General features: G+C 69.5%; 12 protein-coding genes. 10 read left to right on the forward strand and 2 right to left on the reverse strand.

Annotated elements, in window-relative coordinates:
• The first annotated feature begins 13 nt into the window (after positions 1–13).
• The 6 genes from FB00_RS10680 (at position 14) to FB00_RS10705 (ending at position 8,981) form a co-directional block, all read left to right on the forward strand.
• Complete coding sequence (locus FB00_RS10680; protein WP_047232908.1) at positions 14–1,315, forward strand: ABC transporter substrate-binding protein; 1,302 nt, start codon at positions 14–16, stop codon at positions 1,313–1,315.
• Between the two features lie 94 nt (positions 1,316–1,409).
• Positions 1,410–2,399, forward strand: a complete 990-nt coding sequence (locus tag FB00_RS10685) for a carbohydrate ABC transporter permease (protein WP_082141219.1) — start codon at positions 1,410–1,412, stop codon at positions 2,397–2,399.
• On the forward strand, positions 2,399–3,328 hold the full coding sequence (locus FB00_RS10690) for a carbohydrate ABC transporter permease (RefSeq protein WP_082141220.1): 930 nt from the start codon (positions 2,399–2,401) through the stop codon (positions 3,326–3,328). The genes FB00_RS10685 and FB00_RS10690 overlap by 1 nt, the downstream gene beginning before the upstream one ends.
• 58 nt (positions 3,329–3,386) lie before the next feature.
• Positions 3,387–5,684, forward strand: coding sequence for an alpha-xylosidase (yicI, locus tag FB00_RS10695; RefSeq protein WP_047232909.1), 2,298 nt, complete (start codon positions 3,387–3,389; stop codon positions 5,682–5,684).
• Positions 5,685–5,844: 160 nt separating this feature from the next.
• The gene (locus FB00_RS10700) at positions 5,845–7,335 is read left to right on the forward strand and encodes a GH1 family beta-glucosidase (protein WP_047232941.1); all 1,491 of its coding nucleotides are present in this window, start codon (positions 5,845–5,847) and stop codon (positions 7,333–7,335) included.
• Positions 7,336–7,478: 143 nt separating this feature from the next.
• Positions 7,479–8,981: an MFS transporter gene (locus FB00_RS10705; RefSeq protein ID WP_047232910.1), complete on the forward strand. Its 1,503-nt coding sequence runs from the start codon at positions 7,479–7,481 to the stop codon at positions 8,979–8,981.
• Between the two features lie 78 nt (positions 8,982–9,059).
• On the opposite strand, the gene FB00_RS10710 is transcribed toward FB00_RS10705, so the two are convergent.
• Both FB00_RS10710 and FB00_RS10715 read right to left on the reverse strand, forming a co-directional pair.
• Entirely contained in the window at positions 9,060–9,506 is a 447-nt protein-coding gene (locus FB00_RS10710; protein WP_047232911.1) for a hypothetical protein, read from the reverse strand.
• The gene (locus FB00_RS10715; RefSeq protein WP_047232912.1) at positions 9,503–10,984 is read right to left on the reverse strand and encodes an APC family permease; all 1,482 of its coding nucleotides are present in this window, start codon (positions 10,982–10,984) and stop codon (positions 9,503–9,505) included. Before FB00_RS10715 ends, FB00_RS10710 begins: the two co-directional genes overlap by 4 nt.
• A gap of 710 nt (positions 10,985–11,694) precedes the next feature.
• On the opposite strand from FB00_RS10715, the gene nrdH reads away from it, so the two are divergent.
• The 4 genes from nrdH to nrdF all read left to right on the forward strand — a co-directional run bounded on the left by nrdH (position 11,695) and on the right by nrdF (position 15,743).
• A complete protein-coding gene (gene nrdH / locus FB00_RS10720) occupies positions 11,695–11,940 on the forward strand; it encodes a glutaredoxin-like protein NrdH (protein WP_047232913.1) in 246 nt (81 codons plus the stop codon).
• 79 nt (positions 11,941–12,019) lie between these two features.
• Positions 12,020–12,451 (forward strand): class Ib ribonucleoside-diphosphate reductase assembly flavoprotein NrdI, encoded by a 432-nt coding sequence (nrdI, locus tag FB00_RS10725; RefSeq protein ID WP_021480850.1) that lies wholly within the window; start codon positions 12,020–12,022, stop codon positions 12,449–12,451.
• Positions 12,421–14,625, forward strand: coding sequence for a class 1b ribonucleoside-diphosphate reductase subunit alpha (gene nrdE / locus FB00_RS10730; protein ID WP_389352973.1), 2,205 nt, complete (start codon positions 12,421–12,423; stop codon positions 14,623–14,625). Before nrdI ends, nrdE begins: the two co-directional genes overlap by 31 nt.
• Positions 14,626–14,762: 137 nt before the next feature.
• Positions 14,763–15,743: a class 1b ribonucleoside-diphosphate reductase subunit beta gene (nrdF, locus tag FB00_RS10735; protein WP_047232915.1), complete on the forward strand. Its 981-nt coding sequence runs from the start codon at positions 14,763–14,765 to the stop codon at positions 15,741–15,743.
• Positions 15,744–15,803: the final 60 nt, after the last annotated feature.

Here is a 15,803-nt window from a genome sequence, read left to right on the forward strand (position 1 = left end):
GGAGGACACGCACATGCTGCGATCCCGGAAGATCTCGCTCGTCGCTGCCGTGGCAGCGCTCCCACTCGCCCTGGCGGCGTGCGGGGGCTCCGGCGGCAGCGGCGGGTCCGACGACCAGACCCTGACGATCTGGCACTACGAGAACGAGGACTCCGCCATGGGCCAGGCGTGGGCCAAGGCGATCGAGATCTTCGAGGAGGAGAACCCGGACGTCGACGTCGTCGTCGAGAAGCAGACGTTCGAGCAGATCCAGAAGAACGCCAAGATCGTCCTCACCGGCAACGACGTGCCCGACGTCATGGAGTACAACAAGGGCAACGCGACCGCCGGCCAGCTCGCGGCGCAGGGCCTGCTCACCCCGCTCACCGACGCGGCGACCGAGCGCGGCTGGGACGAGAAGCTCAGCGGCTCGCTCCAGACCACCGCGACCTACGACGACCAGGGCCTCATGGGCTCGGGCGACTGGTACGGCGTCCCGAACTACGGCGAGTTCGTGCAGGTCTACTACAACAAGGACATGTTCGCCCAGTACGGGCTCGAGGTGCCGACGACGCTCGAGGAGCTCGAGACCGTCATGCAGGCCTTCAAGGACCAGGGCGTGACCCCGCTGGCCGAGGCCGGCGCCGAGTACCCGATGGGCCAGCTCTGGTACGAGCTCGTGCTGGCGAACTCCGAGCGCGACTTCATCGACCAGTACCAGCTCTTCGACGGCGACCCGGACTTCCACGGACCGGAGATGACGGAGGCGACCGAGAAGCTCGACTCCTGGATCAAGTCCGGGTACGTCGCGTCCGACTCCGCCGCGCTGACCGCCGAGGACATGGGCGTGTCGTTCATCAACGGCACCTACCCGATGATGGTCTCCGGCTCGTGGTGGTTCGGCCGCATCGTCGAGGAGATGGACGCCGACTGGGGCCAGTTCAACTTCCCCGGCAACACGCTCCAGGTCGGCTCGTCCGGCAACCTCTGGGTCGTCCCCGCGAACGCGGACTCGCCCGACCTCGCCGAGGAGTTCATCGACATCACGCTGCGCCCCGAGGTGCAGAACATCCTCGCGGAGAAGGGCGGCCTGCCCGTCGCCGGTGACGCGTCCGTCATCACGGACGAGCGCACGCAGCAGCTCACCGAGAACTTCCAGGCGATCCTCGACGACGACGGCCTCGCGTTCTACCCGGACTGGCCCGTGCCCGGCTACTACGACGTGATCGTCAGCGAGCTGCAGTCGCTCATCAACCAGTCGAAGTCGCCGACCGAGGTGCTCGACGGCCTCGAGTCCGCGTACGTGGACGGCAAGGCGGACCTGCTCGACAGCTGAGCGGACGCACGCGCCCGGCCGGTCGGGGCCGATCCCAGGATCGCCCCGGCCGGCCCGGGCCCCCACCCGAGGACCTCCCGCGAAAGAGACCGTCATGACCACCCGCACCGACACCGTGCCCGACGCCGGGCCCGGCCCCGCGCGCGAGGCGTCGCGCGCGACCGCGGCGCCCCGCCGCCGTCGCCGGCCCGCCTGGCTCCCGTACCTGCCCTACCTCCTGCCCGGCGCGGTGGCGTTCGTCGTCGTGATCGGCTACCCGTTCGTGATGAACGTCTACTACAGCCTGTTCAAGTGGCGCGGCGGCATGGCGCCGATGCGCTGGTACGGGCTGGGCAACTACGCCGACCTCATGAACGACTCGGCGTTCTGGACCTCGTTCCAGAACTCGATCGCGATGATCCTCGCGATGGTCGTCGCGCCGACCCTCATCGGGCTCGTGCTCGCGGCCGTGCTGTTCGACTACCTCGGCCGGCGCTTCGGCCCGCGCGTCGCGGCGTTCCTGCGCGCCACGTACTACCTGCCGCAGATCCTGCCCGTCGCCGTCGCCGGCGTGCTGTGGAACTGGATCCTCAACGCCCAGACCGGCGCGCTCAACGTGATCCTGCGCGGGATCGGCATCGAGAACCCGCCGAACTGGCTCGGCGACACGACGACCGCGCTGCCGAGCGTCATGCTCGTGCTCATCTGGGTGCAGATCGGCTACCCCGTCGTCATCTTCATGTCCGCGCTCCAGCGCGTGGACCCCGAGCTGTACGAGGCGGCCGAGCTCGACGGCGCGGGCTGGTGGCGCCGCTTCCGGGCCATCACGATCCCGCAGATCCGCCCGGAGACGTTCGTGGTCACGCTCACGTGCACGGTCGCCGCGCTCAAGGTGTTCGGCCCCATCTACGTGCTCACGCGCGGCGGGCCCGAGAGCTCGACGCTCGTCCCGAGCTACTACTCGTACCTCAACTTCTTCGACAAGTCGAAGGTCGGCTACGGCGCCGCGGTGGCGACCGTGCTGACCCTCGTCATCATCGTCGTCGCCGTCGTGATCCTCGCGCTGCAGAGCCGCGCCGAGCGTCGTGAGCAGGAGGGCCGCTGATGTCCACCGTCACCACCACCCCGACCGCGGGCGGCACGCCCGCGGCGCCCGCGCCGTCGTCCGGTTCCCGCCGCCCTCTGCGGGCCACGCGCCAGGACGAGCGCTACCGCCGCGGCGTCGGTCGCTGGTTCGTGCTCGCCGCGGCGATCCTCGTCGCCCTGCTCATGCTGTCGCCGTTCGTCATCATGGTGCTCAACGCGTTCAAGTCGCCGGCCGAGTACTCCCAGGACGGTCCGCTGAGCATCCCGAAGGAGCTCTACCTCGAGGGCGTGCAGAACTTCTGGACGCGGACGAACTTCCCGCAGAAGCTCTGGAACTCCGTCTTCATCTCGGCACTCGTCGCCGTGTTCGGCACGCTCCTGTCGCTGCTCAGCGCCTACGCGATCGGCGTCGGCCGCATCAAGGGTCGCCTGTGGATCGTCACGCTCTTCCTCGTGGCCAACATGCTGCCGCAGGAGGCGCTCATCTACCCGCTGTTCGACATGGCGCAGAAGGTGGGCCTGTCGAACTCGCAGTGGTCGATCATCATCATCTTCACGGTCATCCAGGCGGCGTTCGGCACGTACCTGCTCGCGTCCGTGCTCGGCACGTTCCCGCCCGCGCTGCTCGAGGCCGCCCAGCTCGACGGCGCCGGCCGCTGGCGCATCCTGTGGCAGGTCGTCTACCCGATCGTCAAGCCCACGCTCGGCGTCCTCATGATCTTCTTCTTCATCTGGACGTGGAACGAGTTCTTCATCCCGCTGGTCATGCTGACGACCAACGACACCCAGACGATCCCCATCGCCCTCGCGTCGCTCCAAGGCGACCGGATGATGGACGCCCCGACGACGAACGCGGGCGCGCTCGTCTCGCTGATCCCCGCGCTGATCTTCTTCCTCATCTTCCAGCGCACGCTCACCCGGGGCGTCACGGCCGGTGCCGTGAAGTGACCGCGGCCCGCGGCCGCCCCCGAGACTCCTGAACGCACCGACGAAGGAAGCACCACCCATGAAGTTCACCGACGGGTACTGGCAGGTCCGGCCCGGCATGCACCCCCTCTACGCGGTCGAGGTCGACGACGTCCGCGCGGACGAGGCGGCCGGCACGCTCACCGTGTACGCGCCGACGGCGAAGATCCGCGGTCGTGGCGACACGCTCAACCGCCCGATGCTCACGACGACGTACTCCTCGCCCGCGCCCGGCGTGATCCGCGTGCGCGTCGAGCACCACCAGGGCGCGGTGCGCCGCGGCCCGGCGTTCCAGGTGACCGGCGAGCCCGGGTTCCGTCCCGAGGTCGAGGTGCACGACGACGTCGCGGTCCTGCGGTCCAAGGACCTCGCGGTGCGCGTGCACCGGGGCGACCGGTGGCGCGTCGACTTCGAGGCGGACGGCGAGGTGCTGACCTCGTCGCTGCCCAAGTCGGTCGGGCACGTCACGGCCGACGACGGCCGCGCCTGGACGCACGAGCAGCTGGCGCTCGAGCCGGGCGAGCTCGTCTACGGCCTGGGGGAGCGGTTCGGCCCGTTCGTCAAGAACGGCCAGGTCGTCGACATCTGGAACGAGGACGGCGGCACGTCGAGCGAGCAGGCGTACAAGTCCGTCCCGCTCTACCTGACGACCAAGGGCTACGGCGTGTTCGTCGAGCACCCGGAGAAGGTGTCGTTCGAGGTCGCCTCGGAGGTGAACACGCGCGTCCAGTTCTCCGTCGAGGGCCAGTCGCTCGAGTACCTGGTCATCCAGGGCCCGACGCCCAAGGACGTGCTGCGCCGGTACACCGCGCTCACCGGCCGCCCCGCGCGCGTCCCGGCGTGGTCGTTCGGGCTGTGGCTCACCACGTCGTTCACGACGAGCTACGACGAGCAGACCGTGAACGGCTTCATCGACGGCATGGCCGAGCGCGACCTGCCGTTGTCGGTGTTCCACTTCGACTGCTTCTGGATGCGCGAGTACCAGTGGGTCGACTTCGAGTGGGACCCGCGCACGTTCCCCGACCCCGAGGGCATGCTGCGCCGCCTGCACGACCGGGGGCTCAAGGTGTGCGTGTGGATCAACCCGTACGTCGCGCAGCGCTCGCCGCTCTTCGCGGAGGCCGCGGAGCAGGGCTTCCTCGTCAAGCGCGAGGACGGGTCCGTGTGGCAGTGGGACCTGTGGCAGGCGGGCATGGGCCTGGTGGACTTCACCAACCCTGACGCGACCGCGTGGTACGTGGGCAAGCTCGAGGGCCTGCTCGACCAGGGCGTCGACTGCTTCAAGACCGACTTCGGCGAGCGGATCCCCGTCGACGGCATCGCGTGGCACGACGGCTCCGACCCGAAGAAGATGCACAACTACTACGCCCAGCTCTACAACGAGGCGGTCTTCCGCCTGCTGGAGCGCAAGCGTGGCGAGGGCGACGCGGTGCTGTTCGCGCGGTCCGCGACCGCGGGCGGGCAGCAGTTCCCCGTGCACTGGGGCGGCGACTGCGACTCGACGTACGCGTCGATGGCCGAGTCGCTGCGCGGCGGCCTCTCGATGTCGATGTCCGGGTTCGGCTACTGGAGCCACGACATGGGCGGCTTCGAGGGCACGCCCGACCCGGGCGTGTTCAAGCGCTGGACGGCGTTCGGCCTCCTCTCGTCGCACTCGCGCCTGCACGGCTCGGGCTCGGTGCGGGTCCCGTGGGCGTTCGACGACGAGGCCGTCGACGTCACGCGCAAGTTCACGCGCCTCAAGCTGTCGCTCATGCCGTACCTCGGGCGCGTGGCCGAGGAGGCGCACACCGACGGCGTGCCGATGATGCGCCCGCTCGCGCTCGAGCTGCCGCACGACCGCGCGGGGTTCACCGCGGACACGCAGTACCTGCTGGGCGACGCGCTCCTCGTCGCGCCCGTGTTCCGCGCGGACGGCCGCGTGGAGTACTACGTGCCGGAGGGCACGTGGACGCGCCTCGTCCAGCCCGACGACGGCCCCGCCCTGAGCGAGACCGTCACGGGCCCGCGCTGGGTCACCGAGACCCACGGGTTCGACTCGCTCCCGGTGCTCGTGCGCCCGGGCACCGTCCTCCCGGTGGGCGCCCGCACCGACCGGCCGGACTACGACTGGGCCGACGGCGTCACACTGCACGCGTTCGAGCTGCCGGAGGGCTACGACGAGCTCGTGGTCGTCCCGCCGTCGGACGGTGCTCCGGGGGCGACGTTCCGCATCCGGCGGTCGGGCGCGACGCTCACCGTCTCGTCCGACGACGCCGTGGCGGGGTGGTCCGTGCGGGCCGGCTCCGCGACGGCCGAGGCGCACGGTGCGACCAGCGTGACGATCGACCTCGGCTGACGACGTATCCTGGGCGAGCATGTCATGGAAGCGCTCCCATGGCATGCTCGCCCGTGCACTCCCCGCGCGTGCTCCGCTCGCACCCGCCGAGACCGCACGAGCACCCACCGACCACCCGTCGCGGACCGCGTCGTCCGACGACCGAGCAGCGAGGACCCTCGTGACCACCGACACCACCGCCCCCGTCGACGTCGACGCCCAGGCCGCGCCCGCGTCGTCGGGCCGCCGCACGTTCCCGACCGACTTCCTCTGGGGCTCTGCCACCGCCGCGTACCAGATCGAGGGCGCCGCCGCCGAGGACGGCCGCACGCCGTCCATCTGGGACACCTACTCCCACACCCCGGGCCGCACGCTCAACGGGGACACGGGCGACGTCGCGGACGACCACTACCACCGGTGGCAGGAGGACGTGCAGCACATCGCCGACCTCGGCCTCGGCGCGTACCGCTTCTCGATCTCCTGGTCCCGCGTCCAGCCCGGCGGCACCGGCCCGCTCAACCCCGAGGGCGTCGCCTTCTACTCGCGCCTCGTCGACGCGCTGCTCGAGAAGGGCGTCAAGCCCGTCGTCACGCTCTACCACTGGGACCTCCCGCAGGAGCTCGAGGACGCCGGCGGCTGGGCCAACCGCGACACCGCGTACGCGTTCGCCGAGTACGCCCGCCACATGGCGCGCGAGCTCGGCGACCGGATCGACACGTGGACGACGCTCAACGAGCCCTGGTGCTCCGCCTACCTCGGCTACGGCTCCGGCGTGCACGCGCCCGGCCGCACCGAGCCGGCCGCGGCGCTCGCGGCCGTGCACCACCTCAACCTCGCGCACGGCCTCGCCGTCCAGGCGATCCGCGACGAGCTCGGCGAGGACGCGAGGACGTCCGTCACGCTCAACCTCCACGTCATCCGGCCCGACGACCCGTCGTCCGCGGCGGACCTGGACGCGGTGCGCAAGATCGACGCGCTCGCCAACCGCGCGTTCCTCGCCCCGATGCTCGACGGCGAGTACCCCGCCGACCTGCTCGCCGACACCGCGCACGTGAGCGACTGGTCGTTCGTGCAGGAGGGCGACCTCGAGACGGTGCGCCAGCCGCTGTCGATCCTCGGCGTCAACTACTACTCGACCGTGCGCGTGCGCCACTTCTCCGGCGACGGCGAACGGTCGGAGAACGACGGCCACGGCGCGTCGAGCCACAGCCCGTGGATCGGCGTCGACGACGTGGAGTTCGTCCAGCAGCCCGGCCCGTACACCGCGATGGGCTGGAACATCGAGCCCGCCGGCATGACCGAGCTGCTCGTGTCCGTGGCGAGGACGTACCCGCACCAGCCGATGATGGTCACCGAGAACGGCGCCGCGTTCGCCGACGAGGTCACGGTCGACGCCGACGGCACCGCCCGCGTGCACGACGACCGCCGTGTCGCGTACCTGCACGACCACGTCGACGCCGTCGGTGCCGCGGTCGACGCGGGCGCCGACGTGCGCGGGTACTTCGCGTGGTCCCTGCTCGACAACTTCGAGTGGGGCTACGGCTACGACCGCCGGTTCGGCATCATCCGCGTCGACTACGACACGCTCGAGCGCACGTGGAAGGACTCCGCGCACTGGTACCGCCGGCTCGCGACGTCGAACACGCTCCCCACGGTGGACGAGACCGCCTGACGAATCTGCTCGTCGCCCGCGCGAGGGCCCGTCCGGTCGCACCGGGCGGGCCCTCGTCGTGCACCGCGGCCCGTGCGGGCGGCCTCCGTCTCGCCCGGACGGGGTGAGGCGCGACCCAGGCGACCTTCCCTAGCCTCGCAGCCATGAGCGATGTCGAGGTCAAGACCAGGACGGGCGGGGTGCTCGCCGCCGCGTGCCTGTCGACGCTGGTCGTCAACGCGAACACGTCGGCGGTGAGCATCCTGCTCCCCGCGATCAGCGAGGACACGGGCACGAGCGTGACGACCCTCCAGTGGGCGGTCACCGGCTACTCCCTGGTCGGGGCCGCCGTGATCGTCACCTCGGGAGCCCTGGGCGACGTGTTCGGCCGCAAGCGGGTGTTCCAGCTCGGGCTCCTGCTCTTCGTCGCGTCCTGCGTGCTCATCGCGCTCGCCCCGTCGGGCGGCATGGTCATCGCCGGGCGCTTCGTCCAGGGTGCGGCCGGGGCGACGATCGTGGCGTGCGGGCTGAGCCTGCTGTCGGTGGCCAACAGCGGCGACGCCCAGCTCCGGGCGGTGTCGTTGTGGGGTGCGGCGTCCGCCGTCGGTGCCGCGGCGGGTCCGCTGCTCGGCGGGGTGCTCGTCAACCTCACCGGGTGGCAGGGCCTCTTCTGGGTCGACGCCGTCGTCGCCGCGGCCTGCGTCGTCCTGACGTACGTCGTCGTGTCCGAGTCGCGCGACCCCGACCGCTCGCGCTCGATCGACTACGCGGGCACCGTGCTCGTCGCGCTCACCCTCGCTCCTCTCATCCTCGCGCTGAGCAAGGGCAGCGACTGGGGGTGGGGCTCGCTCGCGACCCTCGGCAGCCTCGCGGTCGCCGTCGTGGCGGGCTGCCTGTTCGTCGTGGTCGAGCGCCGGGTCGCGGTCCCGCTCCTCGATCTCGCCCTCCTGCGCAACCGCGTGCTCGTCGGCGCGACCATGGCCATCCTCATCGGCTCCGGCACGATCAACGGGCTCATGTACCTGCTGAGCATCTACTTCCAGGACCCCGCCACCCTGGGCCTCAGCCCCCTCGAGGCGGGGCTCGCGACGCTGCCCGCGACGGCGGGCCTCGTGATCGTCGCGCCGCTGGTGCCGAAGCTCGCGGCGAAGGTCGGGGGACGGCAGGTCGTCGGGCTCGGGTTCCTGCTCACCGCCGTCGGGTTCGGCGTCGTCGGCGTCGTCCAGGCCGACTGGCGGTACGGCGCCTTCGTCCTCCCCCTGATCGCGATCGCCGTCGGCATGGGCCTGTCGAACGGGCCGGCGTCCTCCGCCTCCACGGCGTGCGTCTCCGCGAACGAGGTGGGCGCCGCGTCGGGCGTCTCCAACATGGCGCGCTACGTCGGCGCCGCGGTCGCGACGGCGGTCGTGGCCTCGATCTACGCGGCGGTGGTCGCGGACCGCACCGCCGCGGGTGCGACGACCGCCGACGCCCTCGCCTCCGGCCTCGGCACCGCCTCCTGGGTCATGGCCGGGACCAGCGCGCTCGGGGTCGTCATGGCGGTCGTCATGGGACGGCGGTACCGGGCCGAGCGAGGAACGGTGCACGACGCCGCGTCGGCCGCCGCCGCGGTGACGCACACCCTGCCCACGTCGGCCACGCCGGTCGCAGCGAGGGCGACGGACTGACCGTCGCCCTCGCCCTCGCCCTCGCCCTCGCCCTCGCCCTCTCCCCGTCCCCGGGACCGTGCCGGCCCCGGCGCGGGGTCAGCCCTTGACCGTGTCGTCGAGGTGCAGACCGTCCACGACGTCCTGGAACCCGGCGAGCTCGTCCGGGCAGTAGATCTGGATGATGAGGAGCTGTCCCTCGACGACGCGGTTGTCCGCGACGACGGGCCGGATGCCCGGGCCCGCGGCCCCGTTGACGAGCTGACCCAGGAGGGTCGCCCGGCCCAGCGCGCTACCGGGGTCCTCGCACGTGGCTCCGCCGTCGTCCCCGAGGACCCGCACGACCTGGTCCACCTGCGGTGTCGGCGCGCCCGCGGCGGCGAGCGCGGTGAGGAGCTGCTCCGCCTTCTGCTCGGCCTCCGTCGTCGTCTGCCGCTCGCCACGTACCAGCAGCGCGACGACGACGAGCGCGACGACCACGACGGCCGCGACGACGTAGATGGTCCGGCGCTCGCGGCGCGGCTGCCGTTCCGTGACCTCGCTCATGGTGCGCTCGCCTCCTTCTCCTGCGTCGTCGCGTCCGGGAGCCTCCACGACGGCTTGCGCAACCGGTAGAACAGGTACGGCACCAGGAGGCCCAGGCCGAGGGCCCCGCCGGCGACGATGACGAGGTACGAGCCGGGGCTCCCCGACCCGAACTGCGACGGCGGGATGAACCCGACCAGCAGCGCGGCGAGCGACGCGACGAAGCCGACCCCGCACAGCGCCCCGAGCATCGGTGCGCGGTACCCGCGTGCGTGGTCGGGCTGCTGGCGGCGCAGGCGGATCGCCGCGACGAACATGAGCAGGTACATGATCAGGTACACCTGGGTCGTGATGACCGAGAAGATCCAGTACGCGCTCGAGACGCTCGGGATGAGCGCGTAGCCGAGCGCGATCACCGTGGTGACGACGCCCTGCGTGACGAGGATGTTCTGCTGGACGCCGTTCTTGTTGAGCTTCTGGAGGAACGGCGGGAGGTAGCCCTCCTGGCGCGAGATGAGCAGGAGGCCCTTGGACGGCCCGGCCAACCACGTGAGCATGCCGGCGACGGACGCCGTCACGAGCATGATCCCGATGATCGGCGTGAGCCACTGCGAGCCGAAGTAGGCGAACACGGCGTCGAAGGCCTGCATGATGCCCGCGGTCAGGGAGAGCTGCTCGGCCGGGACGACCCAGCTGATCGCGAGCGCGGGGAGGATGAAGATCAGCAGCACCATGCCCATGGCGAGGAAGATCGAGCGCGGGAACTCGCGTGCGGGGTTGCGCAGCGACCCGACGTGCACCGCGTTCATCTCCATGCCGGAGTACGACAGGAAGTTGTTGACGATCAGCACGAGGCTCGACAGGCCGGCCCAGGCGGGCAGCAGGTGCTCGGCGTCCATCGGCGCGGCGGACGCGTTACCCTGGCCGAGGAACACGACGCCGAGCGTCACCAGGATCACGCCCGGGATGAGCGTGCCGATGATGAGCCCGCCGCTCGCGAGCCCCGCCACGCCCTTGGTGCCGCGCGACGAGACCCACACGCCGGACCAGTAGACGACGACGATGACGATCGCCGTCCACACGCCGCTGCTCGCGAGGCTCGGGTTGATGACGTAGGCCAGCGTGCTCGCGACGAACCCGAGCAGGCTCGGGTAGTAGAAGATCGTCATCGCGAACTGGCACCACACCGCGAGGAAGCCCATCGGCTTCGAGATCCCCTCGGACACCCACTTGTAGACGCCGCCGCTCCAGCCGGAGGCCAGCTCGGCGGAGACGAGCGACGTGGGAAGGAGGAACACCACGGCGGGCAGGAGATAGAGGAAGACGCACGCCAGCCCGTAGACGGCCATCGTGGGCGCGGCGCGCAGGCTCGCGACGGAGCTCGTCGTCATCATCGCGAGGGCGATCCACGAGATGTAGTTGCTCGCCGGGATGGCGGCGCGCGCCCGGGACGACGTGGCGGGTACCGCCGGCCCCTCGGCGGCGTCTGCCGCGCTCATGTCGCCCGCTCCTCGTCGCTGCGGTGCACTGCTGCGTGCTCTGGGTGCATCTCGACCGCCTCCTCGGCGCAGTCGTGGACGTCCGACGAGCCGATCGTCCACCGGGGCAGCGCGCGGGCGTATCACCTGCACCGGGTGACTTGGCGGTCGGGCGACACCGGGCGAAGCGCCCGAGCCGGTGCGGGCACGGCGGCAGGGACCGGGCATGGCGTACGACACGCCGACGGCACGACACGCCGAGAGGATCACGAGATTCTGCGTCCGTATTGGGCTGTTTGTCGTGCAGGTTCGGGCGCCCGCACGACTCCGTGCCGGCGTCCCGCAGAGGTGTCGGCGCGTCGCACAGGGTGTGGACCGACGCCGTCCCCATCCTGTGGACGGCTCGTCGCGGGGCGCGAGAACGAGCCGTTCCGGACACCTCCGGCGGTGGACGACGGGCTGTGGACGACGCCCTCCAGGGGCGTGTCAGAGGGGGGTGGGACCATGGATCCATGGCTCTTACCACATGCCGACGGGTGAAGTTCGACCACGACATCTAGTGCGGTGGCACGGTGTCGACCACTAGGTATAGTGGTTGCACACCCAGGGGGCCGGAGGCCTTCTGGCGAATCACACAGACGTAGTTCCACCGGTGTCCTTCGAGGTCAGAGACGTTTCTCCCTCCCCGAGGACCGATCCCGGACAGAGCGCGAGAGACGAGGAGTCACCCCATGAGCGTCACGGTCTACAGCAAGCCGGCTTGCGTTCAGTGCGACGCGACGTACCGCGCTCTGGACAAGAAGGGCATCGAGTACTCCGTCGTGGACATCAGCCAGGACGCCGAGGCGCTCGAGCTCGTCCGCGGGCTCGGCTACCTGCAGGCGCCCGTGGTCGTCGCCGGGGACGAGCACTGGTCCGGGTTCCGTCCCGACCAGATCAACGCCCTCGCGCAGAAGGTGTCGCCGGTCGTCGCCTGACCGGCCTCCCGGGGCGCCGCGAGGCGCCCCGACCACGTACGGAAGCAGGCGGAGCAGGGCAGGACGGAGGTGCGTCCCCGTGGGGTCGCTCGTGTACTTCTCCAGCGTCAGCGAGAACACGCACCGGTTCGTCCAGCGGCTCGACCTGCCGGCCCTCGGCATGGACGTGCAGCGCATCCCGCTGCGTCCGACCGAGGGCTTCCTGCGCGTCGAGGAGCCGTACGTGCTCATGGTCCCGACCTACGGGGGCGGCAACGAGGGCGGTGCCGTCCCGCGCCAGGTCGTGAAGTTCCTCAACGACGTGCACAACCGGTCGTTGATCCGCGGCGTCATCGCCGCGGGCAACACCAACTTCGGCGAGGCCTACTGCATCGCCGGCGACATCATCTCCGCGAAGTGCCAGGTGCCCTACCTGTACGCCTTCGAACTCCTGGGAACAGCCGAGGACGCCGCGCGCGTCCGCGACGGATTGGGACGATTTTGGCAACGACAGTCACGGATTCCGGCGTGAACTCCGCGAGCGCAGTGGCGGGTGACGTCGAGCTCGCGCCCCAGCAGGTGCCGCTGGCGAGCACCCAGCTCGACTACCACGCGCTCAACGCGATGCTGAACCTCTACGGCCCGAACGGCGAGATCCAGTTCGACAAGGACCGCGAGGCCGCGCGCGCGTACTTCCTCCAGCACGTCAACCAGAACACGGTCTTCTTCCACGACCTGCAGGAGAAGCTCGACTACCTCGTCGAGAACAAGTACTACGACCCGGCCGTGCTGGCGAAGTACGACCGCGCGTTCGTGAAGTCCCTCTTCGAGTTCGCGTACGCCAAGAAGTTCCGGTTCGAGACGTTCCTCGGCGCGTTCAAGTACTACACGTCGTACACGCTCAAGACGTTCGACGGGAAGCGGTACCTCGAGCGCTTCGAGGACCGTGTGTGCATGGTCGCGCTCGGTCTCGCGGACGGCAACGAGCAGGCCGCGCTCGACATCGTCGAGGAGGTCATCTCGGGCCGTTTCCAGCCTGCGACCCCGACCTTCCTCAACGTCGGCAAGGCGCAGCGTGGCGAGCCCGTGTCCTGCTTCCTGCTGCGCATCGAGGACAACATGGAGTCCATCGCGCGCGGCATCAACTCCGCGCTGCAGCTCTCCAAGCGCGGCGGCGGCGTCGCCCTGCTCCTGTCGAACATCCGCGAGCACGGCGCGCCGATCAAGCACATCGAGAACCAGTCGTCGGGCGTCATCCCCGTGATGAAGCTGCTCGAGGACTCGTTCTCCTACGCGAACCAGCTCGGCGCGCGCCAGGGTGCCGGCGCCGTGTACCTGCACGCGCACCACCCGGACATCCTGCGGTTCCTCGACACCAAGCGCGAGAACGCGGACGAGAAGATCCGCATCAAGACGCTCTCGCTGGGCGTCGTGATCCCGGACATCACGTTCGAGCTCGCCAAGAAGAACGAGGACATGTACCTCTTCTCGCCGTACGACGTCGAGCGCGTCTACGGCAAGCCGTTCGCCGACATCTCGGTCACCGAGAAGTACGACGAGATGGTCGACGACTCGCGCATCCGCAAGACGAAGATCAAGGCGCGCGACTTCTTCCAGACGATCGCCGAGCTCCAGTTCGAGTCCGGCTACCCGTACATCATGTTCGAGGACACGGTGAACAAGGCGAACCCGATCAAGGGCCGCATCACCCACTCGAACCTGTGCTCGGAGATCCTCCAGGTCTCGACGCCGTCGACGTTCAACGAGGACCTCTCGTACGACCACGTCGGCCGCGACATCTCCTGCAACCTCGGCTCGCTGAACATCGCGAAGACGATGGACTCGCCCGACTTCGCCAAGACGATCGACACCGCGATCCGCGCGCTCACCGCGGTCTCGGACCAGACGAGCATCGAGTCGGTGCCGTCGATCAAGCGCGCGAACGAGGCGGGCCACGCGATCGGCCTCGGCCAGATGAACCTCCACGGCTACCTCGCGCGCGAGCGGATCCACTACGGGTCCGAGGAGGGCATCGACTTCACCAACATCTACTTCTACACGGTCGCCTACCACGCGATCGCGGCGTCGAACCGCCTCGCGATCGAGCGTGGGCGCGCGTTCGGCGGCTTCGAGGACTCGAAGTACGCGTCGGGGGAGTACTTCGACAAGTACACCGACCAGGTGTGGGAGCCGGAGACCGAGCGCGTGCGCCAGCTCTTCGCCGACGCCGGCGTGCACGTGCCGACGCAGGACGACTGGAAGGCCCTCAAGGCCTCGGTCATGGAGCACGGGATCTACAACCAGAACCTCCAGGCCGTCCCGCCGACCGGCTCGATCTCCTACATCAACAACTCGACGTCCTCCATCCACCCGGTGCCGTCGAAGATCGAGATCCGCAAGGAGGGCAAGATCGGGCGCGTCTACTACCCGGCGCCCTACCTGACGAACGACAACCTCGAGTACTACGAGGACGCGTACGAGATCGGCTACGAGAAGATCATCGACACGTACGCCGCCGCGACGCAGCACGTCGACCAGGGCCTGAGCCTCACGCTGTTCTTCAAGGACACGGTCACGACGCGCGACGTCAACCGCGCGCAGATCTACGCGTGGCGCAAGGGCATCAAGACGCTCTACTACATCCGCCTCCGCCAGATGGCCCTGGAGGGCACGGAGGTGGAGGGCTGCGTCAGCTGCATGCTGTAGTCGCCTGAGGCAACTGTGCGTTGCCTCGATGCCCGACGCCGTCGGCCACGTCCCTCAGAGGCGTGGCCGACGGCGCAGGGTCCGGTCCCACGAAGTCGTCCCGGTCGGTCCGGGGTCAGCAGGAGAGAAGAAGGCAGATGTCGCCCACGGGGAAGCTCAAGCTCATCGATCGCGTGAGCGCGATCAACTGGAACCGTCTCGAGGACGAGAAGGACCTCGAGGTGTGGGACCGCCTCGTCGGGAACTTCTGGCTGCCCGAGAAGGTGCCGGTGTCGAACGACATCCAGTCGTGGCACACGCTCACGGCGGAGGAGCAGCAGCTCACGATGCGCGTGTTCACCGGTCTGACGCTGCTCGACACGATCCAGGGCACGGTCGGCGCGGTGTCGCTCATCCCCGACGCGATCACGCCGCACGAGGAGGCGGTGTACACCAACATCGCGTTCATGGAGTCGGTGCACGCCAAGAGCTACTCGTCGATCTTCTCGACGCTGTGCTCGACGCGCGAGATCGACGACGCGTTCCGCTGGTCGGAGGAGAACCCGAACCTCCAGCGCAAGGCCGAGATCGTCATGGAGTACTACAAGGGCGACTCGCCGCTCAAGCGCAAGGTCGCGAGCACGCTGCTCGAGTCCTTCCTCTTCTACTCCGGCTTCTACCTGCCGATGTACTGGTCGTCCCGCGCCAAGCTGACGAACACGGCCGACCTCATCCGCCTCATCATCCGCGACGAGGCCGTGCACGGGTACTACATCGGCTACAAGTTCCAGAAGGGTCTCGAGAAGCTCTCCCCGGAGGAGCGCGACGAGCTCAAGGCGTACACGTTCGAGCTGCTCTTCGAGCTGTACGACAACGAGGTGCAGTACACGGAGGACCTCTACGACGGCGTCGGGCTCACCGAGGACGTCAAGAAGTTCCTGCGGTACAACGCGAACAAGGCGCTCATGAACCTCGGCTACGAGGCGCTCTTCCCCAAGGACGAGACCGACGTCAACCCCGCGATCCTCTCGGCGCTGTCGCCGAACGCGGACGAGAACCACGACTTCTTCTCCGGCTCCGGCTCGTCGTACGTCATCGGCAAGGCCGTGAACACCGAGGACGACGACTGGGACTTCTGACCGTCGCCAATCGCGCGCCGAGGGCCCGGACCTGCACCAAGCTGCGGGTCCGGGCCCTCG

Origin of the sequence: Cellulosimicrobium funkei (assembly GCF_001019615.1) — a bacterium.
Classification (GTDB): domain Bacteria; phylum Actinomycetota; class Actinomycetes; order Actinomycetales; family Cellulomonadaceae; genus Cellulosimicrobium; species Cellulosimicrobium cellulans_E.

What these genes read in the sequence shown, in the direction of transcription:
- FB00_RS10680 (WP_047232908.1), top strand. Translation starts at nt 14, where the DNA reads ATGCTGCGATCCCGGAAGATCTCGCTCGTCGCTGCCGTGGCAGCGCTC.
- FB00_RS10685 (WP_082141219.1), top strand. Translation starts at nt 1,410, where the DNA reads ATGACCACCCGCACCGACACCGTGCCCGACGCCGGGCCCGGCCCCGCG.
- FB00_RS10690 (WP_082141220.1), top strand. Translation starts at nt 2,399, where the DNA reads ATGTCCACCGTCACCACCACCCCGACCGCGGGCGGCACGCCCGCGGCG.
- yicI (WP_047232909.1), top strand. Translation starts at nt 3,387, where the DNA reads ATGAAGTTCACCGACGGGTACTGGCAGGTCCGGCCCGGCATGCACCCC.
- FB00_RS10705 (WP_047232910.1), top strand. Translation starts at nt 7,479, where the DNA reads ATGAGCGATGTCGAGGTCAAGACCAGGACGGGCGGGGTGCTCGCCGCC.
- FB00_RS10710 (WP_047232911.1), bottom strand. Translation starts at nt 9,506, where the DNA reads ATGAGCGAGGTCACGGAACGGCAGCCGCGCCGCGAGCGCCGGACCATC.
- FB00_RS10715 (WP_047232912.1), bottom strand. Translation starts at nt 10,984, where the DNA reads ATGAGCGCGGCAGACGCCGCCGAGGGGCCGGCGGTACCCGCCACGTCG.
- nrdH (WP_047232913.1), top strand. Translation starts at nt 11,695, where the DNA reads ATGAGCGTCACGGTCTACAGCAAGCCGGCTTGCGTTCAGTGCGACGCG.
- nrdF (WP_047232915.1), top strand. Translation starts at nt 14,763, where the DNA reads ATGTCGCCCACGGGGAAGCTCAAGCTCATCGATCGCGTGAGCGCGATC.